A 25,535-nucleotide genomic window follows, 5' to 3' on the forward strand; every position below is an offset into this window, starting at 1 on the left:
TACGACGATGGCCAAGCGCTTTACTTGAGACGACTCAGCCGTTCTTTGGCTGCGATGGCAGCCTCGGATTGCGGATAGGCTTTGGTCAGATCATCCAGGGTTTTCCGGGCGCCACGCATATCCTTGAGTTCAATCTGGCAATTCGCGATGGAAAGCACCGCTTCTGGCGCCCGCAAATGCTCGGGTGACCTGGCGATCAATGAGCGAAAATTGATCATGGCTTCTTTGTAGTCGCGCGTCGCATATTGGGCATTGCCAAGCCAGAACAGCGCTGATGGCCCATAAGCAGTTTGTGGATAGCGCTTCAAAAAATCAACGAGCGCAGTTTGTGCAGCAGGAAAGTCACCTTTCCTGAACACAGAAAACGCGGCGTCATAGTCTCTCTTTTCCGCAGGCTCGGCCATGAACTCATGGCCATCGACCGTGACCTTCACCGGCTCAAACGGTCGAAGTCGATCATCCAAGCCCTGTGCGATGTCTTTTTGTCTTCGCTGCATTTCCGAAACGTCGCGCGAAAGTTGTTCGTTCGTGCCCCTCAGCTTGGCCATCTCAGAGCGCAAGCCTTCAATCTGGTTCTGCAATTCCAGCAGACTGCGGCGCAATGAGGTCGTATCCTCATTGGCACGGCCAGCGGCTTGCTCCGACTCGATACGAATGGCATCGACTCGCTGACGTAAATCAAGGATCGCCCTGCGCGCTTCCTCATCATCAAAAATGCCTGCCATGCTGACGGTAGTCGCCACACACAGTAAAACAGACAAAGCCGTTTGGCGAAGAATTTTCACAGTATCAAGCTCCAAGGTACTTAGCGATAGTTGATTTCAGCCCGGCGATTTTTCGCCATGGCTTCCTCACTAGTACCAATCACAGCGGGCTTCTCCTTGCCAAAACTGACCGCCTCCATCTGGGCGTCGCCAACACCCAGCAAACCCAGAGCGCTGCGCACGGCTTCTGCCCTCTTCTGCCCCAGCGACAGGTTGTATTCCCGCCCGCCGCGCTCATCGGTATGCCCTTCAATCGCAATCCTGCGAGTCTTGTCTGCCTTGATATAACGCGCATGAGTCTCCATCACCGATTGAAACTCTGGCTTGATCACAAAACTGTCGTAATCAAAATAAACAATCCTTGCCCCGGCAGGAATAGCCACTTGCGGGTTGGATTTTCCAACTTCCACTGAAGCAACGCCCCCTTTGCCAATAGCACTGCCCTGCCCCTCAGTACCTTGCTTCGAGACAACTGCACCCGACTTGTCTTCAACCGGTACGTCATCGAGTTTCACTGCAGAGCTACAGCCTGCAAGTAATGCAACAATACCCAGAGCCAGCAAGAGATGTTTCATGAAAATACTCCTTGTCAAAATTATTACTTCTGGAACGGGCCCCAAGCCGGCTCACGAATGTCACCACTCTGTCCGGTAAGACGCGCCTTTAGCTTGCCGTCCAGCGTGGTCGTCATCAGCGCCTCACGGCCCTGTTGCTGCGTTGCATAGACAATCAGACGACTATTGGCCGCAAAGCTCGGACTTTCATCCGCCGAGGTATCGGTAACGGCATTCACTGCGCCACTTGCCAGTTCCATGACGTGCAATTTGAAGGCGCCACTCACTCTGGAAATGTAGGCGAGCCAACGCCCATCCGGACTGACAGCCGGCGAAATGTTGTAACTGCCCGTAAATGTCACCCGCTCCGCATTGCCACCGGTTGCCGACATTTTGTAGATCTGGGGTGCACCACCCCTGTCGCTGACGAAATAGATGCTCTTGCCATCTGGCGTGAAAGCGGGTTCTGTATCGATACTGCCGGTCTGCGCCAACCTGCGCGGTTCGCCACCTCCCGCGTCAATCACATAGAGCTGGGAGCCGCCGTCGCGGCTCAGTGTCACGGCCAACCATCGACCATCCGGCGACCAGGCAGGCGCGCTGTTTGAGCCCTTGAAATTGGCGATCAGGCGACGCTTGCCAGTCGCAACATCATGTGTATAGACAACGGGTTTGCGAGATTCGAACGAAACGTAAGCCAATTGGCTGCCGTTGGGCGACCAGGCCGGTGAAATGATCGGTTCGGTACTTGAAAAAGCTGACTGGGCATTTTCGCCATCAGAATCTGCAACCCACAATTGGAAACGTTGCGTGGCTTTGGTCACGTAGGCAATGCGCGTTGAGAAAGCGCCTTTGTCGCCGGTCAGCTTTTCGTAGATATAGTCGGAGATCAAATGTGCCGCCAGACGCAGGTCAGCAGCAGCAACAACATGCCCATCCCGTCCGATATCCTGTCCACGAACGACGTCCCATAGCCTGAAGCGCACATCGTAGCGACCATCCGCCAGTCTTGTCACACTTCCAGCCACCAGGGAGTCTGCGCCCTTTTGCCGCCAGGGCGACAAATCCGGCCGAGTGATCTCATCGAATGCTGCACCCGCAGTGTCTACCGCACGAAATTGGCCACTTCGCTCCAAGTCAGCCTGAACAATGGCGCCGATCTTTTGAATTGACAGATCGTCACCACGAAAAGCGGCTACTGCAATTGGCAGTTGGGTCAAGCCAACGCCGGAGACCTCAACGCGAAACTGAGCCTGCACAGGCGCCGTGCAGACCAGCAGCAGCCCCAGTGCAGCAGCACGAAGCAGATCAAACATGCGGTGGAGTCGGCGAAATGTCATTTTTTTGATTCAAGCAATACAAAGCAAAATACTTTCCAAACGCTGCCTGGGCCTGCATGGTGCATACCGCGAAACCCATTGCACCATCGAGAAAACCCAATCGGACAATATAGCTGCGAAGGAATGCTACCACCCCAGCCAAGGCGGCACGCAGCATGGAGCTGGTCTGACCCGCAGCGAAACGCTGCTGCGCCCAAGCCTGGCTGTACTGCTCCAGCTTACGCCAATAATGGGTCGGCGTGGGGTAACTGAAATGCAACAAAGGTACGGTCAAGCGGTGCGTCACACCACCGCTGAACACAACGCGCTCATGGACCAGATCATCGCTGAAATGGGCTGCACCCCGCTTGAACAAACGCAGCACGTAATCGGGAGTCCATCCACAATGTCGTATCCATTGACCGCAAAACTGGGTCAACCTGGGAATTTCGCAGGCACTCCAGGTGCCCTCTGTGACGACTTGCCGAATCTGCCGTGCCAATTCGGCTGGCACCCGTTCATCGGCGTCCAGCGAGAGAACCCACGGATGTTGAGCCAATTCCAACGCCCTGTTTTTTTGCGGCCCAAAGCCAGGCCAATCCGGCGTAACGTGCACCACAGCTCCAAGGCGGCGAGCCACATCAATCGTTCCGTCGGTACTTCCAGAGTCTACGACCACGATTTCATCGGCAAAGGAAACAGACTTCAAGCACGCCTCAATATTGGCGATTTCATTGAAGGTGATGACAATGACACTCAGTTTGGGCAAGCTACATCTTCCTCAGGGCCTAGAACCAGAATCGTCACCTTCACTGCCCAACTGCACGTACTCATCTTGGTGCGAATGACGCTGGATCAAGCGCTTTTTGCACTACCACCTGAATTTGAGCCAGAACACTGCCGTGGGTCTGATCAATCGGGACGCCCTTCTCAAATAAACGACGCCGCATTGCCACGACCAACGAGTTTGTGTAGCCCAGTTTTTTTTCCAACTTCAAATACAGACGTGTCATCAACTTCTTGGCACGAACAGGCATTCCAAATTTGAACTGCAGCGAGAAATCGTAGTTGTCGCTCTGTAACTCAGCCGAAACAATGTGGGATCCGGGCAGCGCCGCGACCATGCTCTCCACATCATGGGAGACAGGACTCCAGGAATCAGTTTTTCGAAATCTGAAAGTAGCTTTGTGATCGGAATTGAATCGGCTGGGGAAGAATCCCTGCTCATACAAGTCCTCATCGGGCACCGTTAAAAGCAGATACCCGCCGGGTTTGACCAAGGCCCACCACTCCCGCAGCGCATCTTGCGGCTTGAACATATGTTCCAGGCAATGCGAACTGCATACAGCGTCGTAGGCCTCAACAGGCCTGAATTTTGTAATATAGTTCGCATCGCCCTGTGAAAGATCAAATCCTTCAGCCCAAGGGCAAATCACATCGTTGCCAGCGCCAATGTCGATCACGCGTCCTTGCAGAAATCTTTGAACCAGCTCGGAACCGCGCAAATCTATAGTTTTACTTGACTCTTTCATCGGGCCAAAGGATAACAGACCTGATAAATGTGGTTTGATCGATACCCACCGTTTTCCCCGAGCCAGCCCACTCAGGACGGTCACAATCAGTTTCCATAAAAACGATGCACCAAGTTCAACAGAAAATCTCGGCGTTCACCTACCCCGCAGCAGGCTGGTTTGGCCTCGTCATGATTTTTGGACTGCCGTGGTCACACGCCTTCTTTTACATTGGCTTTGTTGGCTTGCTCGGATGCGCGCTCGCCTCAACGGCGTATTACCGGACATTCTTTCTGGCATGCCGGCAAAACACGGGCCTGTTGGCCTTGCTGCTTTTTGCCTATATCGCACTTGGGTTGCTCTATACGAGCGCGCCTCTCGACATGGCCATGTTCGATGTCAAAAAATACCGAAAATTGCTCATCATTCCTGTATTCATGATGGTGTACCGGGATGTCAAATGGGCAAAGCGGCTGATGATCGCGTATGGCTTTGGCGTCTTGAGCCTCATGCTCCCGACACTGCTGGACGGGACGGGACTGATGCGCCTGACTTCGCTTGACTTGTCGCAATTTCGTGATGGGAGCTACTCCGAAACGAGTCTAGTCTATTGGCGTAATCACATTGTCCACGGATTTCATGTTTCTATTTTTTTTGTAGTCTGTGTTTTGTCGGCCATCCGCTATCCCCGCACGAAATGGCTCTGCACTGCCATGGCGACCATTTGCATAATTGACATCGTGACACTCATTCACGGGCGCACAGCACTGATTGCGGTCATAGCTATTTCCCTACTAATCGTCCTAAATTACATCTCGCATGTGCATCTTCGGGTCATGGTCGCTCTCGCCATTCTTATGTCTAGCGTGGCCCTTTATGAATTATCGGGACGCATTCAAGAACGGATAGATTCGATTGCACGTGAAGCCAGAGCTTATGCTGAAAATAGTAATACAAATACAAGTGGTGGAAACCGGCTTCATTATTGGAGTATGAGCTTCAACATGTTTCTTGATGCACCATTAACAGGTAATGGACCAGGAAAATTTCGCAAAAATCTAGAAAAGCCTGAGAATCCGTTGCATAAGGAATTGCATAGACACGCCCACAATGAGTATCTGACGCTGCTATCGCAACACGGCATTATCGGTTTGATTATTTTCTTTTGCCTTGTGCAACAGATTTACCAGAGTGCGGGTCGTCATCGGGATATCTGGTTAAAGGGGATTGTGAGGATTGGACTGATTATCTTTCTGGTGAATGCGGTCACGGACTCGTCACTTCACAACGAATCGGAAGGTTGGACCTTCGTTCTTTTGGCCTGTCTGGCCAACATGCGGGAACGCGACACGGAGCCTGGCTGAGTTCATGTCCCATCAGACCCCTTCCCTGCTAGATCGCTATTTGAAACACGTTGCGCTCGAAACCATCACTCCACAGCTGACAAAGCCGGTTGGCGTTGTTCCTACGGAGGACTACATGACCGAGATGGGATATCAGCGACTGGGATGGCGAGCCTTGAGAAGACGGCTGATTTTCGCAAGCTCGGGGCAGGCGAAAAGCAAGCTGGACTCATTGGCGCTCGTCGGAAAACGTGGCCTTTGGCTCTACTTTGGCGAAGGGCAAATGGGGGACGCACTGATGGACCTCGCGCCTCGTTCACTGCTGAAGGATGAGGGCTTTCGCATGGACTTGTTGACCGACAAATTCATTGCGCACGTATTCCAAAATGATCCATGGTTTGAAAACGTGACGGACGACGCTTCATCACTGACTGAAGTTCCCTACGATTTCGCGATTGTTCTAAGCAACAAACGACGCTCCCTTCAGCACAAGCGCAAATATTTCAGGAACTTGCCATGGGTCTCCCTTCTGGAGAGTTTTTCAGGACCGGATTACCATCGGGCTGGCTATGTAACCCAGCGCCTTTCGGACTTACTGAGCTTGGATTTAACGCCCGCTGAATTTTCCCGGCACGCTTGTCAAAAGCTCAAGACGCAAATGACCTCGGACGATTTCCAGTCTCAAACCTCTGAGGTCAAAAACGCCATTGGGCTGTGTCTTGGTGGCGTTGACCCCTTGCGTACTTACACAGGATGGTCATCTGTGATTTCAGAGCTGATCCAGCGCGGCAATCATGAGTTCCTTTTGGTTGGCAGTGGCAACGGCCTCGCAGAAGCCCAGCGCCTGCAAAAGCAATTTAGGAATTCCGTGCGTCTGCATGACTATGTGGGCAAATGTTCCATCGCACAAAGTCATGACCTTCTGGCGGCGGCCAAGGGGGTAATTTGCGCAGATGGGGGGTTGATGCATCTCGCGGCCACCACTTCAACCCCGATGGTTGGCCTGTTCAGTTCAAGCATCCGGCCCGAATGGAGGCTTCCCTCTCGACCCACTGTTGCATTCGCTTGCGCAAGCTCAGCGGATGTCAACGATATCGCACCTCACGAGATTGCTGAAAAAACCTGTTACGTGACAGATCAGTTAACCATAGACCAAGCAGCCTTGTACCTCGATGGCGTCTAGGTCACGAGCAACTTTCTTGCAGCCCCCAACGCCAAGACTCGATCAGAACATGAATTCACTATTTCAATTTATTGCCCGCTTGAAGCGCATCTGGCCACACTTTCGGCCGGGTCAGGGAGCATGGATGCTGGCAATTCTTGCCACTGTGCTGGCCGCCTTCACGGAACCCCTCATACCGGCCTTGTTGCAACCGCTGCTTGACAAGGGATTCAACAAAGGGGCATTCAACCTCTGGGTGGTCCCGGTTGCCCTGATTTTGCTGTTCGGAATCCGTGGTCTGGCGGGATTTGTGGCCCAGTTTGCACTGGCCACATTTACCAACACCGGATTGCTGAATTTGCGTCGCGCCATGTTCCAGAAAATTCTCACGGCCCAATTGCCTCTGTTCCGCAACCAGTCATCCAGCACGTTGACCAACTCCGTTGTCTACGAGGTTTACAACGGATCGGCCATGCTGACCCATGCCTTGATGGGCCTGGTCCGGGACAGCTTCACACTGCTGGCATTGGTGGGATATTTGTTTTATTTGAACTGGAAACTGACACTAATTGTGGCTTTCCTGTTTCCCGCAGTGGCCTATGTGATGCATGTACTGTCGTCGCGACTTTACCGACTGACCAAGGCCAGTCAGGTTGCCACCGATGACCTGGCCTATGTGGTGGAAGAAAACGTACTGGCACATCGTGATGTTCGACTGCACGCGGCGCAAGCGGGACAAATGGCCCGCTTTGGCGTGCTCAGTGACGCCCTTCGCCGCCTCTCGATCAAGTCCGCTGTGGCATCAGCGGCCATGACGCCGATGACGCAGATGCTGGCGGCCGTCGCACTGTCCGCCGTCATTTCAATGGCCCTGATACAAAGTGAAACCGACAACAGTTCGGTGGGTTCCTTTGTGGCTTTTGTTACTGCGATGCTGATGCTGGTCGCACCCATCAAGCATTTGTCGGAAGTGGCCAGTCCCGTCACCCGTGGATTGGCCGCCATTGAGCGTGGTCTGGAGTTGATCGAAACAACGCCTGGCGAAGTGGGGGGCAGTTTTTCAAAGCCGCGGGCAAGCGGGCATATCCGCTTTATACAAGCAACAGTCGGCTTTCATTCGGATGCTGCGCCGGCTGTAGACAATTTTTCACTCTCTATCAGCCCTGGAGAAACGGTAGCTTTGGTGGGTGCTTCGGGCGCTGGCAAGACAACCCTGGTCAACCTGCTGCCTCGCTTCATCGAGCCCAGCTCAGGCTCTATTGAGCTTGATGGACATGAGTTGCGCGACTGGAAACTTGATGCCCTGCGAACCCAGTTTGCCGTGGTCAGCCAGCATGTGGTCATGCTGAACGGCTCCATTGCCTCCAATGTCGCATTGGGTCAAAGCATTGACAGGGACAAGGTAACCGAGTGCCTTCGGGCAGCGAATCTGGAGCGCTTTATTGCCGAGCTTCCTCGCGGGATCGACACCGAGGTTGGGCACAATGCCATGCAGTTGTCCGGTGGGCAGCGTCAGCGTCTTGCCATCGCACGAGCGCTTTACAAGGACGCCCCCATCCTGATTCTTGACGAGGCGACCTCGGCACTGGACTCAGAATCGGAACGCGCTGTCCAGGAGGCGCTGGAGCGACTCATGCAAAACCGGACCACACTGGTGATTGCCCACAGGCTATCGACTGTGCATCATGCTGACCGGATTGTGGTGATGGAAGCCGGCCGGATTGTTGAAACAGGCAACCACACCGAACTGATACAGCACGAAGGCCAGTACGCGCGCCTTTACCGACTTGGTTTGCATGACGGCACCCCGGAGTCGCCCGAAGTGGAGGTAGAGCCAGTTCTGCCGGAGACTTGAACCGGATGCTGGCGAGTCAATCAGAGGCCTTGGCCACCGCGTAGTAGATTTTTTCCTGCTGCCGCGCGATGTTGGACCATTGGTGCTGGCCGGCAAATGCCAGGCTGGCGTCTCGAAGGTTCCGCCGCAGTTCCGGGTCCTGAAGCAGCCTATTCAAAGCCTTGCCCAAAGCCGCGACATCACGGGGGTTGGAAAGGATCAAGGCATGGGTTTCATGGTTCAGGAGTTCTGCTATGCCGCAGTGCTGCCCACTACTGACCACGACCGGCAGGCCGTGCGACATGGCTTCCAGTACCACCATCGCAAAAGTATCCTCCAGAGTCGGATGCGCCAGGCAATCTGCCGCACGGTAGGCCTCGCTGACATCGTTCATGGCGCCGAGAAAAAATACACGGTGCGCGATACCCGCTGCCTGGGCCTGCGCCCGGAATTCAGGAATATGTGCAGCATTGCCAACAACAGCCAACCAGGCCTGGTCTGGCAACCGAATCAAAGCCTGAAACAGGGCATCCAATCCCTTTTTTCGATAATCGTTGCCAACGAACAAAATGCCAAATCCGGCCAGGGGCAATCCCAAACCCTGGCGCGCGGCGAGTTGTTGTGCCGAGCTTGCAACGCCACTGACACGGGAGACACCCGGCGTCACGATCTGCAGCGCATCGCCAGTGGCCGGGTAGGTAGCAGCCATCTGATTCTTCAGGCTATTGGAAGTAACGACAATACAGCGATTGGCACGTCTTGAAAAGCGGACACCTTCCAATCCGAGATACGCCAGCAGCCGCGGGCTGGTGACCACTTTCAGCCAGCGCACAGCCAGACGCCAGCCACTGCGCCCATGAAAAAGGTTGTACTTGACCGGCAATACATGCACGGTTTGAACCTGCCCGTGCCAGGTATTTTCATGTGAGTGCACAACATCGAAACCACGACGCGTTGCCCACCATGTGGAGGTGGCGTACCACAGTTGATTGATCCAGCGCGGCTTTGTCAGCGGCGATGACACCTTGTGATAGGTCACCCCGGGCCATTGATGATTGATCTGTTGGGCGAAAACATGGACTTCGTGGTCTTGCGCCAATTGCTCAACCAGAGCAATCGAATAACGTTCAGCCCCGCCGCCGCTTGGAGAAAAAATTCGATTGAAAACGGCGATGCGCAAGCGCCTGCCGGAGGCCAACTCGCCTTTAACTTGGGACTCACTCATCCGGCCCGCCGCCGGTCTTCATAAGCCGTGGCCAGCTTTAACCACAGCAAAGGCAAACTGGTTGAACGCAACACCGGCACTCGCGGCAATTGCATCATGTCCTCCCCAGACTGGCATCGGCCACGCTGCGTGGTGGTCACAGACTTGAATTGGGCCGCTCTGGCCATCGACACATGATCGGCCGTGTAATCGCCGTAGGGGTAGCAAAAATGTTGCACTTGCGCCCCTGTCATGCTTTCCAGTTCCAATTTGCAGAGGGAGATTTCCTGCACGCAGGTGGGCCCATCGGTCTGAGTCAGGCGCACATGATGTCGCGTGTGTGCACCAATCTCCTGTCCACCCGCCAGCCACTGACGCAATTGCGAGGCATCCATCAATGGCGTTTGGGCGATACCAAGCTCCCGGTCCCACACGTTGGTCTTACCGACCTGCTGGCTCACGATGTAGCAGGTGGAAGAAAATCCGTGGCGCTCCAACACCGGCAAGGCATGGGTCAAATTGTTCAGATAGCCATCGTCAAACGTGATGCCCACAACCTTGCCAACCTTCTCGCCCTTCAAATAAGGCAACAGCGCCGACATCGACAAACCCCGGTAGCCCAACATGCGCAGAAAAGCCATCTGGCGTGCAAAACTGGCTGGCGAGACATACAGGCTTCGAAAGGCCGCCCCTTGGGGGGGGGCCGCGTCAATCTGGTGGTAAGTGAGGATCGGAATCGGAGACCGGATGACGGTGCGAGAGCTGGGCATAAACAGTGGGGTCGCGCAGACTACAAAAGAATAATATCGTATTGCTCTTGCCCCATGGCGCCTTCGCTCTGCAGGGACACCGGCTTGCCGATGAACTCACTCAGACCCGCCAGATGCTGGCTTTCTTCGTCAAGAAAAAGCTCGATTACCTTGGGAGATGCGACCACGCGAAACTCGCGCGGATTGAACTGGCGTGCCTCGCGCAGAATTTCGCGGAAGATGTCATAGGCCACACTGCGCGCAGTCTTGACGATCCCTTTGCCCTCGCAGACAGGACAAGGTTCACACAACATGTGCGCCAGGGACTCACGGGTACGCTTGCGCGTCATCTCGACCAGACCCAATTGGGAAAACCCACCGGCCATCGTTTTCACACGATCGCGCATCAACTGCTTTCTGAATTCCGCCAAAACGGACTCCCGATGATCGTCACGGGCCATGTCAATGAAATCCACGATGATGATCCCACCCAGATTGCGCAGGCGCAGCTGCCGTGCAATGGCCTGCGTCGCCTCCAGGTTGGTCTTGAAAATAGTGTCGTCAAAATTGCGGGCACCGACAAAACCGCCGGTATTCACATCGACAGTGGTCAAAGCCTCGGTCTGATCCACAATCAGGTAACCACCGGACTTCAGGTCAACCCGCCGCCCGAGTGCCTTGGCAATTTCCTCGTCGATCCCGTACAAGTCAAAAATGGGTCTCTCGCCCTTGTAATGCTGCAGCTTCGCTGCCGTTGTCGGCATGAACTCAAGACCAAAGGTCTTGAGTGCCTCGAACTGCTCGCGTGAATCTACCCGAATAGTCTGGGTGCTCTCCCCCACCAGATCGCGCAATACCCGCTGTAACAGGTTCAGGTCCTGGTGTAGCAGAGACAGAGGCGGCAGTCGCACGGATGCCCCCTTGATACGGGCCCAGGCCTTTCTCAAATAACTGATGTCATCCGCCAACTCCTGGTCCGAGGCGTCCTCGCCATTGGTGCGCAGAATGAACCCACCGCCCTCGGTGCCCGTCAGAGCTTGCAACCGCGAGCGCAGTTCGTCACGCTGATGCTGAGGGATTTTTTGCGACACGCCCACATGGTCATCCTGCGGCAAAAACACGAGCAGGCGACCCGCAATACTGATCTGCGTCGACAGACGGGCGCCTTTGGTTCCAATCGGGTCCTTGATGACCTGAACCATCAGGGCCTGGCCCTCGAAGACCTGTTTTTCAATCGGGATCTGCACCTGGGTATTGCGCGCCATGCTGGGCGGCTCACCATCGGGCTGGCGATGCCAGACATCCGCCACATGCAAAAAGGCGGCACGCTCCAGGCCAATGTCAATGAATGCTGACTGCATACCGGGCAACACACGGGCGACTTTGCCCAGGTACACATTGCCAACCAGACCACGTTCCAGAGTACGCTCGACGTGCAGTTCCTGCAAGGCACCGTTTTCAACGATGGCGACACGTGTCTCCTGTGGGGACCAGTTGATCAAAATGTCTTCTTGCATGTGTCGCCTGCTTAAATTTTGAATCCAAAAGAGCGCAGCAACTGTGCCGTCTCGAACATGGGCAGCCCCATGATGCCAGAGTAGCTTCCGCTCATGTGCGAAATGAATGCAGCCGCCTTGCCCTGCACCGCATAGGCACCGGCCTTGCCCAAAGGCTCATCTGACGCGACATAGGTTTGGATCTGGCGAGAGCTCATTGGCGCAAAGGTCACGCGCGACTCGCACAAAGCCTGCTCGCGTTTGCGTGCCGTGCCCAAAACCACCGCTGTCAGGACACGGTGACTGTGACCCGAGAGTTCGGCCAACATGCGCCGGGCATCGGCCGCGTCCTGTGGTTTGCCATAAATGGTTCGCCCCAAAGCGACGGTGGTGTCCGAGCAAAGAACCGGGGCCACTGGCAAACTCCGGCGCTTCATACGCAACAAGGCCGCATCCAGCTTGAGCTGCGTCACCCGCTTCACATAGGCGGTAGGTGCTTCGTTAGGCAGTACAAGCTCCAATGCCTCCGAATCTTCATTGGCATCAGGCAGCAACAACTCATGACGCACACCCAACTGTTCCAGCAATTGACGCCGTCGCGGGCTTTGCGAGGCAAGGTAAATAAAGTCACTCACGGTGGTAGGGATGATTGGCATTGATGGACCAGGCACGGTACAGCTGCTCGATCAGCAGCACACGAACCATGGCGTGAGGCAAGGTCAGGTCTGACAAACGAACGCGTTCATGCGCGGCTTGCTTGAACGCCGGGTCAAGGCCGTCCGGTCCGCCGATGACCAGTGCCACATCGTCACCCTCCAGTTGCCAATTCTGCAGCTTCGATGCCAGTGCAACAGTGGTGAGTGTGGTGCCACGCTCATCCAGCGCCACGATGCGGCAACCCTTGGGTATTGCCGCTTCGATCCGAGCGCGCTCTGCGGCGTACAGGGTTTCGAGGGATTTGGAGCCTCGGGGCTCGGTCTTGACAGCTTTGAGCTCTACCTTGAGCTCAAACGGAAAGCGTTTGGCATAGTCGTCCCAGGCCGTCTGTGCCCAATCGGGCACTCTCTGGCCTACCGCCACAATCACCAACCTCACGCAGACCCCAGTCAGGCTTTACGAACTGCAGGTTTTTTGGCAGGCGCCTTCTTCGCCGCAGCCTTGGCTGGTGCTTTTTTCGCTGCGGCCTTGGCTGCAACCTTGGCGGGTGCCTTCACGATCAACTTGGTCAGCGGTGTCTTTTTTTCCGCCGTTGCCGTCGTCGTCTTCGCAGGGGCCTTCTTGGCAGCGGCCTTCTTTGCCGGTGTTTTGGACGCCGAAGTCTTGGCGGCAGCAGCGGCCGTTTTCTTCACCTGCGCCTTGGATGGGAATGCATCGGCGACGCCCTTCTTAGCCGCATTGGAGCGCCTCAAACTACCTTCTGGCTTGACGACTTCTTTCGTTTCTTTCGCCGGTGCCACAATCTCTTTGTCACCGGGCTTGACCGCGCCAAACTTCAAACGCACCGGCTTTTCGCCCCAGAGCTCTTCCAGGTTGTAATACTGTCGAAAATTCGGCTGCATGACGTGCACAACGGCCTGACCGCAATCCACGATGATCCACTCGCCATTGCCCTCGCCCTCAATGCGGGGCTTGGGAAAACCGGCGTCCCGAACTGCGTCACGCACACTTCCTGCCAGCGCCTTGGTCTGGCGATTGGAGGTACCCGATGCAATGATCACCCGCTCAAACAAGGCTGACAAATGCTCCGTATCAAAGACTTGAATATCCTGGGCTTTCACGTCTTCCAGGCCATCAACAATGGCGCGCTGGAGTTTTTGAATGTCTTTTTTGGCAAGGGTTGTGGTAGTCATCAAGTAGTCTGGTAAAGATGGTGATCGTCAATATAACGCGCAACTGGTTCAAAAACCAGTGGGGCAAGGCCTTGATGCGCTGCAATTCGAGCCCGGATCTCCGTGGCGCTTACAGGCATGGCTGGCATTTTCAGGCGCAAAAAACGGGATTCATGCGCACTGGGAGCAATAAATCGGGGTCTGGCCCCCGTCAAATCTTCACGCTCAGCTACACAAATTATAGCAAGTTGCAGAACTTCCTGCCAAGCGTGCCAGTTGGGCAGCAAATGCGCCTGATCCTCGCCAATGATGAGAAACAACTCGGCATCCGAGAATTGTGCTTTCAACTCACGCAAAGTGTCCACGGTGTAGGTCGGGCCTGCGCGCTGCGTTTCACGGGGATCGACGACCACGCGGGGCAAACCGGAAAAGGCCAGTTGCGCCATCGCCAGGCGGTGATGGACTGGGCTCAAGGTCCGGGCCTTGTGCCACGCCTGGCCTGTTGGGATGATACGAAGCTCATCGAGTTGCAAATCTGCAACAGCGGCCCGCGCCAAAGCCATGTGCGCGGCATGAGGCGGGTCGAAGGCGCCGCCAAAAACACCGATTCGCTTGGGCGAAGCTTGAACTTGAGCCTCAGTCAAACCCAGTCCTTGCGCACCAAAAATTGGGAATACAGATCGGCTTCAGGCGTACCGGGTTCCGGCACATTCTGATATGACCAACTCACCAGAGGCGGCATGGACAGAAGAATGGATTCGGTACGGCCACCCGACTGCAGGCCAAAGTGCGTGCCCCGGTCCAAAACCAGGTTGAACTCGACATAGCGACCACGCCGGTAAAGCTGAAACGCCCGTTCCCGCTCACCATGAGGCATATCTTTGCGACGCTCCACAATGGGCAAATAGCCAGCCAGAAAAGCGTTGCCAACAGCCTGCATCATGGCAAGGCTTTGGTCAAAGCCCAGTTCTGAAAAGTCATCAAAAAAGATGCCGCCAATACCGCGCTGCTCCGAGCGGTGTTTCAGATAAAAATACTCATCGCACCAAGTCTTGAAGCGCGGATATTTATCACTGCCGTAAGGCTCCAGTGCAGACTTGCAGGTGGCGTGAAAATGCACTGCGTCTTCTTCAAAGCCGTAGTATGGGGTCAGGTCCATGCCCCCACCGAACCAGCACACTTCCTGGCCATCACTGCCGGTGGCCGCGAGCATGCGTACATTCATGTGAACCGTCGGCACGTAGGGATTGCGCGGATGGAACACGAGAGAAACGCCCATCGCCTCGAACGCTGCGCCCGCAAGCTCGGGGCGGTGTTGCGTAGCCGATGGCGGCAATTTGGGGCCGCGGACATGGGAAAAACCGCATCCGGCACGCTCGAAGACCGGGCCGCTCTCCAGAATTTGGGTAATGCCGTTGCCCTGCAGCATTTCGCCCGGTGCCTTGTGCCAGACATCCGTCAGGAAAGAGCCTCCATCCAGGTCGGCAATGGCTGTGGTAATGCGTCTTTGCAGGCCCTGCAGGTACGCGCGAACGGTCTCAGTCCGGGGGGTGTTTTTCTCCAATGCAGTCATGAGGTCTCAACCCTTGGCAGCGCGATGACCGATATCCGTGCGGTATTGCATACCGTCGAAATGAATGCCCCGCAGCACTTCATAGGCCCGCTGCTGCGCCTGACGCACGTTATCCGCCAGCACGGTGACACACAAAACGCGTCCGCCGGTGGTGAGCACATCGCCCTCTTGGATGGCCGTGCCGGCGTGGAATACGGCGGCATCGTCCTCCTCCTTGGGCAAACCCGAAATGACATCCCCCTTGCGCGGATGCAACGGATAGCCATGCGCAGCCACAACCACACCCAATGCGGTGCGACGATCCCACTCCAACTCGACGTTATCTAGGCGGCCGTGCGGACCGGGTTCAGTTGCGGCCAGCATGACGTCGACCAGATCGGTCTTGAGACGCATCATGATGGGTTGGGTTTCGGGGTCACCCATACGGCAGTTGAATTCCAGCGTCTTGGGATGCCCATTGGTATCGATCATGAGCCCGGCGTACAGGAAGCCGGTATAGGGAATGCCATCCTGCTCCATGCCTTTGATGGTCGGCAAAATAATCTCGCGCATGGCGCGTGCATGCACATCGGGCGTGACCACCGGTGCGGGCGAGTACGCGCCCATGCCGCCGGTGTTGGGGCCCTGGTCACCGTCGAGCAAGCGCTTGTGATCCTGGCTGGTCGCCAACGCCAACACATTCTTGCCGTCGCACATGACGATGAAACTGGCTTCTTCACCGGCTAAAAACTCTTCGATGACAACGCGTGCGCCACCTTCGTTGTGAGACACCCCCAGGGTGTTGTCCACCAGCATGAAGTCCACCGCCTCGTGCGCCTCAGCCAAAGTCATTGCCACGACCACGCCCTTGCCAGCCGCAAGGCCATCGGCCTTGACCACAATCGGTGCACCGCGCTTCTCAAGGTAAGCATGTGCCGCCACAGGATCAGAAAACGTTTCGTATTCGGCCGTGGGAATACCGTGGCGTTTCATGAAGGCCTTGGAAAACGCCTTGGAACTCTCCAACTGGGCAGCAGCCTGAGTGGGGCCAAACACACGCAGGCCGTGCTTGCGAAACTCATCAACCACACCAGCGGCCAGTGGCGCCTCGGGGCCCACCACGGTCAGTGCAATCCTGTTCTCAATGGCCCACGCACGCAACTTCTGAACGTCCGTGATGTTGAGGTTCTCAAAACGAGCATCCAGTTCCGTACCGCCATTGCCCGGCGCTACGTAAATGGTTTGCACTTTGGGAGACTGTGCCAGTTTCCAGGCCAGGGCATGTTCACGGCCACCGCCGCCAATCACAAGTATGTTCATAGTGCAGTGCTGTCAATCTGTGCGTTGTGGTAAATATTCTGTGTATCGTCGAGCTCTTCCAGGGCATCCAGCAGTTTCTGCATGCGCACGGCATCCTCACCAGCAAGCTCAATCGGATTCTCGGGGCGCATGGTGACCTCGGCCATTTCCGGCTTCAGGCCTGCGGCTTCCAGTGCATTTTTAACAGTCTCAAAATCGGCAAAGGCCGTTAGCACCTCAATGGCACCGTCATCATCGGTAATCACGTCCTCGGCACCGGCTTCCAGCGCCACTTCCATCACCTTGTCTTCGTTCGTGCCGGGCGCGAATATCAGTTGCCCACAGTGCTTGAACTGAAACACCACCGAGCCCTCGGTACCCATGTTGCCGCCGTATTTGGAGAAGGCGTGGCGCACCTCCGCTACCGTGCGGACCTTGTTGTCGGTCATGGTGTCCACCACAATGGCCGCGCCGCCAATGCCATAGCCTTCGTAACGGATTTCCTCGTAGTGCACGCCTTCCTGGTTGCCGGTGGCCTTGTCAATGTTGTATTTGATGCGGTCAGCCGGCATGTTGGCAGCCTTGGCCCGATCAATGGCCAGACGCAGACGGGGGTTGGTACTCAAATCTCCGCCGCCGGCACGTGCTGCCACCGTGATTTCACGGATGATGCGCGTCCAGATCTTGCCCCGCTTCTCGTCCTGGCGACCTTTGCGGTGCTGAATATTGGCCCATTTACTATGTCCTGCCACGGGGAATCCTTCAAAAATTCGTTACGCTACAGGCTCAATTGTACTTTTTGAGGGTTTCATGTCTGATCCGATCCTGATTGCACAACACGGCGAGACCCAATGTTTTCTTCGACCCGACAAAGCCAATCGCCACGGGCTCATCACGGGGGCCACTGGCACCGGCAAGACCATCACCTTGCAAACCATGGCAGAGGGCTTTTCCCGTATCGGCGTGCCGGTGTTCATGGCCGACGTCAAGGGTGACCTCACCGGCATCTCCCAGGCTGGAAAGTTGGGCGAAAAACTGGCCAAAGTCCTTGCAGAACGTGCACTCACAGCTCCTGAATTTGCAGCAAGCCCCACGACCCTGTGGGACGTGTATGGCGAACAAGGCCACCCGGTACGCGCCACGGTCAGCGATTTGGGGCCGCTGCTGCTGGCGCGCATGCTCAACCTGAACGAAACGCAAGCCGGTGTTTTGCAACTGGTCTTCAAGATTGCGGACGACGATGGCCTGCTGCTGCTGGACATGAAAGACCTGCGGGCCATGTGCCAGTTGGTGGGCGACAACGCCTCCGACTTCACCACTGAATACGGCAATATCAGCGCGGCCAGCGTTGGCGCCATCCAGCGGGGCCTGATGCAGATCGAGGCCCAGGGCGGCGACAAGTTCTTTGGCGAGCCTATGCTCAACATCGAGGATTTCATGCAAACCGACGCCAACGGACGCGGAGTGATCAATGTGCTGGCAGCCGACAAGCTGATGAATTCGCCCCGCATGTACGCCACCTTCCTGTTGTGGCTGCTCAGCGAACTGTTCGAGAACTTGCCCGAGGTGGGCGACCTGGACAAGCCGAAGATTGTGTTTTTCTTTGACGAGGCCCACCTGCTGTTTGCCGACGCGCCGAAGGTGTTGATGGAACGCATTGAACTGGTGGTGCGCCTGGTACGCTCCAAAGGAGTGGGCGTGTATTTTGTGACGCAGAACCCGCTGGATATTCCGGACTCCGTACTGGCTCAGTTGGGCAACCGTGTGCAGCATGCGTTGCGCGCCTTCACGCCCCGTGACCAGAAAGCGGTCAAATCCGCCGCCGAAACCATGCGGCAAAATCCCCAGCTCGACATCGAAGCCGCCATCACCGAGCTGGCGGTGGGTGAGGCGCTGGTGAGTTTTCTCGACGAAAAAGGCCGCCCGGGCGTGACCGAACGCGTGTACGTGCTGCCACCTGCAAGCCAGATCGGACCGATCACACCCGAACAGCGCAAGGCCCTGATGGCGGAATCGGTCGTGGCGGGGGTCTATGAGAAAACGCTGGACCGCGACTCTGCCTTTGAAAAGATCAAGGGCCGCACCGAGGAACGCCTGGGTGCCCAGCCGGCGGCGCCCGCAACACCCAATGACGAAAAAGCACAGGAGACCTCCGCTGGCGGGGGTCTGCTCGACAGCATTGGCTCCATTTTTGGCGGCGGTGCGCGGCGAACCCGCACCAGCGCTGGTGAGCAGATGATCCGCAGCGCCGCCAGTGCGGTAGGCCGCGAGGTGGGCCGACAGATCATCCGTGGCGTGCTCGGCGGCATATTTGGCGGCTCCAAACGCTAAGAATTTTCCAGGCACATGGTCAGCAGGAAGTTGCGGCAACAAGATCGCCATCGACCGTGAACTCAATGGCCACAGCTACATCCCGGCGTGTTTGCCACCCAATGCCCGGGCTACCGCCGCGCCGAGCGTCGCCGCGTTGACGGGCTTGAGCACATAGTCATCCGCACCGGCATCCAGAGCGGCTTGGCGCTCTTCATCCAGAGCGCCAGCGGACACGCCGATGATCGGGGTAGTCAATCCCGCAGCACGCAATCTGCGCGTGGCCTCCAGGCCATCCATGACCGGCATCTGGGCATCCATCAGGATCAAGTCAAAAGTCTGGTTGGCTGCCATATCCACAGCCTCCTGCCCGTTTTCTGCAACAACCGGCTCACCTCCGCCCAGGCGCTGCAGCAATCCAAGCATCACCATGCGATTCACCGGATGATCCTCCACGACCAGAACGCGCACATGTTTCGTCAAAGGCAACGCAGGGGCGGCCATGGTGTCAAGCCCTTCAGGCTGCCGCTTCGCCCCCGCGACTGCCGCACCCAGCGTGGCGGTGAACCAGAACTCAGAACCCAGCCCTGGCTCGCTGTTGACGCCGATCTCCCCACCCATCATTTCCACCAGTCGTTTACAGATTGCCAAGCCAAGGCCGGTGCCACCATATTTGCGGGTGGTAGAACTGTCGGCCTGCTCGAAGCTTCGGAACAGGCGCCCGGCTTGCTCCGGCGTGAGTCCGATGCCGGTATCGCGCACCGAAAAGCGCAGGCCAACCTTGGCGCCCTCGGTCGAATCAAGGCGCGGTGAGATCGCGTCTGACAAACTGACACGGACATCGATACGGCCATGCTCGGTGAATTTGAAGGCGTTCCCCACCAAATTGAACAGGATCTGGCGCAGTCGAACTGCGTCACCCAGCAACACAGATGGTGTTGCCGGATCTGCCGTGCAACTGAAAGTGGGACCCCCCTCGCGCAGGCGGAAACGGAACAAGGCGGTCAACTCATCCAGCAACGGTGCCAGAGAAAAGTCCGTGCGCTCCAGCTGAAGTTTGCCGGCCTCAATCTTTGAAAAATCGAGGATGTCATTGAGAATGGCCAGCAGGGTTTCGCCACTGGAACGTATGGTTCGCACATACTCGGTTTGCTCGGTATTGAGGTCTGTGCCAGACAGCAACTCGGCAAGGCCCAGTACACCGTTCATGGGGGTGCGGATTTCATGCGACATCATGGCCAGAAACTCGCCCTTGGCAGCGCTGGCACGTTTGGCTTCGTCGTGAGCATGCACCAATTCCTGCTGCGTGCGGTAGCGCTCGGTCACATCGCGGTACGAGTACACACGACCAATGACTTCCTTGCCCGCGTTGGCGATGTGCACACTGCTTTCGAAAACCCGACCATCCTTCAGGTACAGCGTTTCAAAACCCTGGTCCTGCCTGCCTTCCAGCAGCTCGATGCACTGCGACTGCATATGACGCATGACGCCCGCATCATCGCGATCAACCAGAAGATTTTCCGGCAAACCCCACATGCTCGAAAAGCGCTGATTCATGTTGATGATGGCGTCTTCGTGGTTCACCAGCAAGATGCCATCGGCCGTGGCTTCCAGGGTAGCGCGCAGACGTGACCCCATGTTGGCCAATTCGGTTTCAATGAGATTTTGGTGCGATGCAGGCACGGCGCGCAGCGTATACCGCAACGGCAGGTCACTGACTTTTTGCACGGACTTGGTGACATTGAGCACCCGCCCGTCGGCGCAACGCAGCGAGCTCTCGACTTCACGCAAGCCGTTGTGCGAACGCATCTCATCCCAGAAGAACATGTCGGACAGCGCGCACTCAAATTCGCCAATGGATTGGCCGACCAAATTTTCACCGGCATAACCCAAATGCGCGGATGCCGCAGTATTGGCGGCCAGAATGCACGAAGTGTCACCGTCGATAAGCAGAAGAATCTCGCTGCTGGCCTGCAGCAGCAGCGAATCAAACTGACCGGGATCTGGCAAATGGTTCACTATCACCCTTTGGGGTTGGCACTGGCATCGCCGCTCGCACCGTCAAAAAAGTAAGTCACCCGTTTACGCGGATTGAGGTATGCCGCAACCTTCGGCGGCAGCAAAGCTGGCGAAATCGATTTGGTGATATTGATTTCGCTTTCTTTTTCAAGGTCGAGCATGATCGCCTGATCCTTGGGCACTGCCTCGTCATAAACCATGACCCAGGGGCGAAGAGGCTTCTTGGGATTGACCGAGGTCACCATCGCCAGTGCATCGGTGGACAACTGTACGATGGAGCCCGGCGGATACACCCCCAGACTGCGAATCATCAACTGCAGGGCTTTTGCATCGAACTTGCTGCGTCGCTGCGCAAACATGAATGACAGCGCCTGGTGGGGCGTCATCGCCTTTTTGATGTCCACTGGATTGCACAAATTGTCATAGTGATTGACCAGCGAAACCAGGCGCGCGGCCTCCGTCATACGCTCGCTCTTGAGGCCTTTGGGAAAACCACTGCCATCGGCCAATTCGTGGTGCTGATCAATCACAGCCAGCGCTCCTGGCGTCAGTCCCAGTTTGGCACCAATCGCGGACCCATAATCCACGTGCAGGTTTCGCAGGGACCGCTCCACATTGTTGTAATCCTCAGGGGGCTTTCTGAGCACTTTGTCAGGAATATCCATCAAACCGACATCGTGGATCATGGAGCCGATGCCCAAATCGCGGGCTGACGCTGCATCCAGTCCCATGTCCTTTGCCAGCATCATGGCCAGGATGGTGACGTTCAGGCTGTGAAAGTACACCTCCTCGCCTCCCGCCTTGTCCCCCATGACATGCAGGGTCGCTTCGGGGCTTTCCAGAAAGGCATCAATCATCTGCTCCACCAGAGCCCCCATATCCTGCAGCGTCTCCTTGGGGCGGGACAGCAGATTGCGGTTGAGATTTTTCATGGTGGCCACCGCCTTGCCAAAGGCCCGCTCTACGTTGGCGACCTGCTCCAGCCGTTTTGCCTGGGCCGCAGAACGTTCGCGCTTGGCAAGGTCCGCTTCACTGGGTGGAGCAGCGGGCATTTCCGTGGGCGCTGCCGGTACCGGCCTTGCTATGTCAGCAAGGAGCGGCGCTGATGCCGACAGTGCGGCAAGCGCCGGAGCATCACTGCGTGCAGGGTCATAGCGGTATTTAGGCAGATTCAGGCCACGCAACTCACGCAACTGGTCTTCATTTCGAATCTTGAAACTGCTCAGCGTGAAGTTGTGCTTGAACCAGGGCAATTCAATCATCACAAAGATGCCGACGCGCAACTGCTCCGCACTCAAATAGTTAACTGTCAACTCGCTGGATTCGACCGCCATCAAAGTCCCTTGTTTGTAAAATTTCCGACAGGCTCGCCGCAACAACTTTTGGTGCGACAGCTATTCTTGTCCTACCGAAAAAGTCTAACGCAGAAGCTGCATCCATGCGGCATTCATGAAAGCAATATTTGCCGCGACGCCTGCCGGGGCGCTGAGGTATGAACAGAAATAGAAATAAAGGGAAGATTGCGTCTCGAAACTATTGACCGGGGCGGGACTGGGTCATGTAGTGCAGCACCAATTTGTCGTGCTGCGTGACCGACTTGAACGCCAGCCCTATGAAAAAACCATCCTGCCCGTTGGCCGTGGCACTGCTGTTGCTACTGTGGCAGATGCTGGTGACCAAATTCAGTTCAACTGGAGCGCCTTCAAAATCGACCGAAAACGACAGGCTAACGGCACTGCCGATAGCTCCCAAACCAGTGGCGCAACTCACCATGGCGCCGGAGGTGCTAATGTCAATCAGGGTCGCCGACCGGGTCGAAGCACCGACGCCGCTCGACTCAAGCGGCAATGTCACCACAGCAGGCATGGCCGTCTTGATGCGCATCGACTGGCGCACCAGGCGAGCGTCGACCTGTTTGGGATACTGCAACAAGGCATAAGCAAAAGGTTTCTCAAAGGTCTGCAGAACTTTGCTCAGAAACGAAAATTCATGCTGCCCGGTGAAGCCGCGCACAATGCAGACCTCGCCCTCCTCCAGCTCGGTCTTGGCGCCGTCAGGCCCCACGGGGCCCACCATGACACCCTTGCCTTCAATGGCAGCTAGAAAAAGGGATTCCTTTTTGGATGCACCCTCCACAATTCGCCGCGTCTGCAAGGCCATGCCAGGGCGCAGGCGCAGACCACGCAAGGCAAGGGTGGCTACGTCGGCACTGCTGATGTCGTCTTTCATCCATGGCTTTCGGTGAAGGTGGGGCCAGCTTGCTGCGGCGGGGATTCCAAGGTGCTTGTCTACGCCCGGAATTTATCAGAACTTGGTTACGTTTCTGTGGAGGGAACAAGCTGGTTACCTGCGCCGGGCGGAACGCACGCCATTCAACTCGGCCACGATACCCAGCACCCGGGCCAGGCCACCGGACTGGGTCACTTCCACGGTGAAGGTCATCCAGGCTGTTCCCTTGACCGATTGGGTCTGCACGCCGATGACGTTCATTTTTTCCTTGGCAAAAACCTCGGAAATATCCCGTAGCAACCCCTGCCTGTCGGCCGCCTCCACCGCCACGTCCACCGGGTAAACGGCAGGTACGGCGGATTGCGGATGACCCCACTCCACTTCAATGACGCGCTCCCCGTTCTTGGCCACCATCTCGCGCAAATTCGAGCAGTCCGTACGGTGCACGCTCACGCCCTTGCCCCGCGTCACAAAGCCACAGATCGCATCGGGTGGCGCGGGCTTGCAGCACTTGGCAAGTTGCGTCATGAGGGAGTCAACACCGACTACCAGCACCCCGCCTTTGCCCGCGTTGACTGCGCTGCGCGGTTTCCTCAGCGTCGGAAAATCATCCTCAGGCAACACCGGCTCGGGCGGACGCAGCACAATTTCGATGTTGCGCAGCGAGAACTCGTCTTTCCCGACCACCTCAAAAAGCTCTTCCGCCGAATTGAAGCCCAGTTGCGACGCCAGGTCGTCCAGCTTGATGGCGGTCTTGCCCTCGCGCTGAAGCAGCTTTTCAACCGCCTCCCGGCCCTTGGCCACGGTTTCCCCCATGGCCAGCGCGTTGAACCAGGCCCGCACCTTGGCACGGGCGCGGTGGCTGACCAGATAACCCAGTTCAGGATTGAGCCAGTCGCGCGAGGGCCCTCCCTCTTTGGCCACGGTAACCTCTACAGTTTGACCATTTTTCAGCGGCGTGTTCAGCGGCACCATGGCACCATCTACCCGGGCACCACGGCAACGATGGCCCAGCAAGGTGTGTACGCTGTAGGCAAAGTCGACCGCGGTGGCGCCCTGAGGCAACTCCACAATGGCAGCATCTGGCGTCAGGACATAGATACGATCCTCAAAGGCGCCCTGCTCGTGTCCGCCGGAAAGATCGCGCTCCCAGGCCAGCAACTGGCGCAGCACGGCGATCTTGGCATCGTAGGCGCCGCTGGCCGAAACACCTGAATACCCCTTGACACCAGCCTCCTTGTAGGCCCAGTGCGCGGCTACACCGTGTTCGGCATGATCGTGCATGGCCTGGGTGCGAATCTGAATCTCGATGGGTTGCCCTGCCTGGTCTCGCACGACCGTGTGCAGAGACTGGTAGCCATTGACCTTGGGTTTGGCAATGTAGTCGTCAAACTCATCGCTCACCGGCGTGAACTGACTGTGCACCCAGCTCAGGGCCGCATAGCAATCAGGAATACTCGCCACCACGATGCGCAAGGCACGGATGTCGTACACCTGGTCAAACCCAAGCGACTTGCCGCGCATTTTTTTGACAATGCTGTAGATGTGCTTGGGGCGACCCTGCACGGTAGCCACGATGTCCTGCGCCTTCAGATCTTCTTGCAGCTTGGCACGCAAACGCTCCACATAGGCTTCGCGCTCGACCCGCTTTTCATCAAGCAGGCGGGCGACCTCCCGATAGGTTTCAGGCTCAAGAAAGCGAAATGCCAGGTCTTCCATCTCCCATTTGATTTCCCAGATGCCCAAGCGGTTGGCCAGAGGTGCGAACACCTGCAGGGCCTCGCGTGCCAACCCGGGTGGCACTGGCAACTTGGTGGCCGCGAAATGGCGCAGTGTTTGCAGGCGCGAGGCCAGACGCAACATCACCACACGCAAATCACGCGAAAAAGCCAGCAGCATCTTGCGCACGTTCTCGGTTTGCGCCGCGGCTGTTTGGGCCATGGGGATCGCTGTTGCCGCCCGTGCATTGGCCACCTGGGTCTGGCGGGCCAGACGCTGCACCCGCACCAGCTTGGTGGTCTCCACCGCCAGCGCGGCAAAGTTGTCGCCAAAGGCCTTGGCGATGACTTCCTGCGGCTTGTTCAGATGATCACAGGCATAGACGAGGTAACTGGCTGCCTGCATGGCCTCGGATCCGCCAATGGTTTTCAGGATGGCGGCCACTGCATCGGCGTGGGCCAGGATATTCTCGCCAGTGTCCAGCGTTTCACTGCTGAGCAGCGGCTCTGCAAAGGCACGGGCGCGCGACAGCGCATGAGCCTGTTCCGGCAGGGTCTGTGCTGTGGCGGCAATCAACTGCGGCAAGGGTGCCGAGCTATCGTGCTCGGCTGAAGTGCTTTTCATCCAGGTTTCACCAAATTC

23 protein-coding genes are annotated in these 25,535 nt (G+C 56.8%); 4 read left to right on the plus strand and 19 right to left on the minus strand.

Going from position 1 to position 25,535, the window contains the following annotated elements; all coding sequences use genetic code 11:
• Window positions 1–20: 20 nt before the first annotated feature.
• The 5 genes from ybgF to IV109_RS09880 all read right to left on the minus strand — a co-directional run bounded on the left by ybgF (window position 21) and on the right by IV109_RS09880 (window position 4,253).
• Window positions 21–725, minus strand: coding sequence for a tol-pal system protein YbgF (ybgF, locus tag IV109_RS09860; RefSeq protein ID WP_296695753.1), 705 nt, complete (start codon window positions 723–725; stop codon window positions 21–23).
• 80 nt (window positions 726–805) lie between these two features.
• Complete coding sequence (gene pal, locus IV109_RS09865) at window positions 806–1,339, minus strand: peptidoglycan-associated lipoprotein Pal (protein WP_296695385.1); 534 nt, start codon at window positions 1,337–1,339, stop codon at window positions 806–808.
• A gap of 23 nt (window positions 1,340–1,362) precedes the next feature.
• On the minus strand, window positions 1,363–2,634 hold the full coding sequence (gene tolB, locus IV109_RS09870) for a Tol-Pal system beta propeller repeat protein TolB (RefSeq protein WP_296695387.1): 1,272 nt from the start codon (window positions 2,632–2,634) through the stop codon (window positions 1,363–1,365).
• Window positions 2,627–3,406, minus strand: a complete 780-nt coding sequence (locus tag IV109_RS09875; protein WP_296695390.1) for a glycosyltransferase family 2 protein — start codon at window positions 3,404–3,406, stop codon at window positions 2,627–2,629. Before IV109_RS09875 ends, tolB begins: the two co-directional genes overlap by 8 nt.
• Before the next feature lie 61 nt (window positions 3,407–3,467).
• Window positions 3,468–4,253, minus strand: a complete 786-nt coding sequence (locus IV109_RS09880) for a methyltransferase domain-containing protein (protein ID WP_296695392.1) — start codon at window positions 4,251–4,253, stop codon at window positions 3,468–3,470.
• A 20-nt stretch (window positions 4,254–4,273) separates the two neighbouring features.
• Here IV109_RS09880 and IV109_RS09885 point away from each other — a divergent pair, with 20 nt between their 5' ends.
• The 3 genes from IV109_RS09885 to msbA are packed head-to-tail and all read left to right on the plus strand — an operon-like array spanning window position 4,274 to window position 8,508.
• A complete protein-coding gene (locus IV109_RS09885) occupies window positions 4,274–5,512 on the plus strand; it encodes an O-antigen ligase family protein (protein WP_296695394.1) in 1,239 nt (412 codons plus the stop codon).
• A 4-nt stretch (window positions 5,513–5,516) separates the two neighbouring features.
• Window positions 5,517–6,674: a glycosyltransferase family 9 protein gene (locus IV109_RS09890; protein WP_296695397.1), complete on the plus strand. Its 1,158-nt coding sequence runs from the start codon at window positions 5,517–5,519 to the stop codon at window positions 6,672–6,674.
• Between the two features lie 49 nt (window positions 6,675–6,723).
• Window positions 6,724–8,508 (plus strand): lipid A export permease/ATP-binding protein MsbA, encoded by a 1,785-nt coding sequence (msbA, locus tag IV109_RS09895; RefSeq protein ID WP_296695399.1) that lies wholly within the window; start codon window positions 6,724–6,726, stop codon window positions 8,506–8,508.
• Between the two features lie 16 nt (window positions 8,509–8,524).
• Here msbA and IV109_RS09900 read toward each other — a convergent pair whose 3' ends face one another.
• From IV109_RS09900 to IV109_RS09945, 10 genes are read right to left on the minus strand one after another with little or no spacing between them, the layout of a single operon-like run.
• Window positions 8,525–9,712: a glycosyltransferase family 4 protein gene (locus IV109_RS09900; RefSeq protein WP_296695400.1), complete on the minus strand. Its 1,188-nt coding sequence runs from the start codon at window positions 9,710–9,712 to the stop codon at window positions 8,525–8,527.
• A complete protein-coding gene (locus IV109_RS09905) occupies window positions 9,709–10,461 on the minus strand; it encodes a polysaccharide deacetylase family protein (RefSeq protein WP_296695404.1) in 753 nt (250 codons plus the stop codon). Before IV109_RS09905 ends, IV109_RS09900 begins: the two co-directional genes overlap by 4 nt.
• A 20-nt stretch (window positions 10,462–10,481) precedes the next feature.
• Complete coding sequence (gene rng / locus IV109_RS09910) at window positions 10,482–11,957, minus strand: ribonuclease G (protein WP_296695408.1); 1,476 nt, start codon at window positions 11,955–11,957, stop codon at window positions 10,482–10,484.
• 11 nt (window positions 11,958–11,968) lie between these two features.
• Entirely contained in the window at window positions 11,969–12,571 is a 603-nt protein-coding gene (locus IV109_RS09915) for a Maf family protein (RefSeq protein ID WP_296695411.1), read from the minus strand.
• Window positions 12,564–13,031, minus strand: a complete 468-nt coding sequence (gene rlmH, locus IV109_RS09920) for a 23S rRNA (pseudouridine(1915)-N(3))-methyltransferase RlmH (RefSeq protein WP_296695416.1) — start codon at window positions 13,029–13,031, stop codon at window positions 12,564–12,566. Before rlmH ends, IV109_RS09915 begins: the two co-directional genes overlap by 8 nt.
• A gap of 11 nt (window positions 13,032–13,042) precedes the next feature.
• Complete coding sequence (gene rsfS, locus IV109_RS09925; protein WP_296695419.1) at window positions 13,043–13,786, minus strand: ribosome silencing factor; 744 nt, start codon at window positions 13,784–13,786, stop codon at window positions 13,043–13,045.
• Window positions 13,786–14,409, minus strand: a complete 624-nt coding sequence (gene nadD / locus IV109_RS09930) for a nicotinate (nicotinamide) nucleotide adenylyltransferase (RefSeq protein ID WP_296695421.1) — start codon at window positions 14,407–14,409, stop codon at window positions 13,786–13,788. The genes rsfS and nadD overlap by 1 nt, the downstream gene beginning before the upstream one ends.
• The gene (hemF, locus tag IV109_RS09935) at window positions 14,406–15,338 is read right to left on the minus strand and encodes an oxygen-dependent coproporphyrinogen oxidase (protein ID WP_296695424.1); all 933 of its coding nucleotides are present in this window, start codon (window positions 15,336–15,338) and stop codon (window positions 14,406–14,408) included. The genes nadD and hemF overlap by 4 nt, the downstream gene beginning before the upstream one ends.
• 6 nt (window positions 15,339–15,344) lie before the next feature.
• Entirely contained in the window at window positions 15,345–16,637 is a 1,293-nt protein-coding gene (gene purD, locus IV109_RS09940) for a phosphoribosylamine--glycine ligase (RefSeq protein ID WP_296695427.1), read from the minus strand.
• Window positions 16,634–17,368 (minus strand): YebC/PmpR family DNA-binding transcriptional regulator, encoded by a 735-nt coding sequence (locus IV109_RS09945; protein WP_296695433.1) that lies wholly within the window; start codon window positions 17,366–17,368, stop codon window positions 16,634–16,636. Before IV109_RS09945 ends, purD begins: the two co-directional genes overlap by 4 nt.
• 58 nt (window positions 17,369–17,426) lie before the next feature.
• Here IV109_RS09945 and IV109_RS09950 point away from each other — a divergent pair, with 58 nt between their 5' ends.
• Entirely contained in the window at window positions 17,427–18,947 is a 1,521-nt protein-coding gene (locus IV109_RS09950; protein WP_296695435.1) for a helicase HerA-like domain-containing protein, read from the plus strand.
• 75 nt (window positions 18,948–19,022) lie between these two features.
• On the opposite strand, the gene IV109_RS09955 is transcribed toward IV109_RS09950, so the two are convergent.
• The 4 genes from IV109_RS09955 to IV109_RS09970 all read right to left on the minus strand — a co-directional run bounded on the left by IV109_RS09955 (window position 19,023) and on the right by IV109_RS09970 (window position 25,517).
• Window positions 19,023–20,945 (minus strand): PAS domain-containing hybrid sensor histidine kinase/response regulator, encoded by a 1,923-nt coding sequence (locus tag IV109_RS09955; RefSeq protein ID WP_296695438.1) that lies wholly within the window; start codon window positions 20,943–20,945, stop codon window positions 19,023–19,025.
• A 2-nt stretch (window positions 20,946–20,947) separates the two neighbouring features.
• Window positions 20,948–22,279: an HD-GYP domain-containing protein gene (locus IV109_RS09960; protein ID WP_296695441.1), complete on the minus strand. Its 1,332-nt coding sequence runs from the start codon at window positions 22,277–22,279 to the stop codon at window positions 20,948–20,950.
• A gap of 199 nt (window positions 22,280–22,478) precedes the next feature.
• On the minus strand, window positions 22,479–23,174 hold the full coding sequence (locus tag IV109_RS09965; protein ID WP_296695444.1) for a PilZ domain-containing protein: 696 nt from the start codon (window positions 23,172–23,174) through the stop codon (window positions 22,479–22,481).
• Window positions 23,175–23,288: 114 nt separating this feature from the next.
• Window positions 23,289–25,517: a bifunctional (p)ppGpp synthetase/guanosine-3',5'-bis(diphosphate) 3'-pyrophosphohydrolase gene (locus IV109_RS09970; protein WP_296695447.1), complete on the minus strand. Its 2,229-nt coding sequence runs from the start codon at window positions 25,515–25,517 to the stop codon at window positions 23,289–23,291.
• Between the last annotated feature and the right edge of the window lie 18 nt (window positions 25,518–25,535).

The organism is Rhodoferax sp. (assembly GCF_018780565.1).
Taxonomy (GTDB): domain Bacteria; phylum Pseudomonadota; class Gammaproteobacteria; order Burkholderiales; family Burkholderiaceae_C; genus Rhodoferax.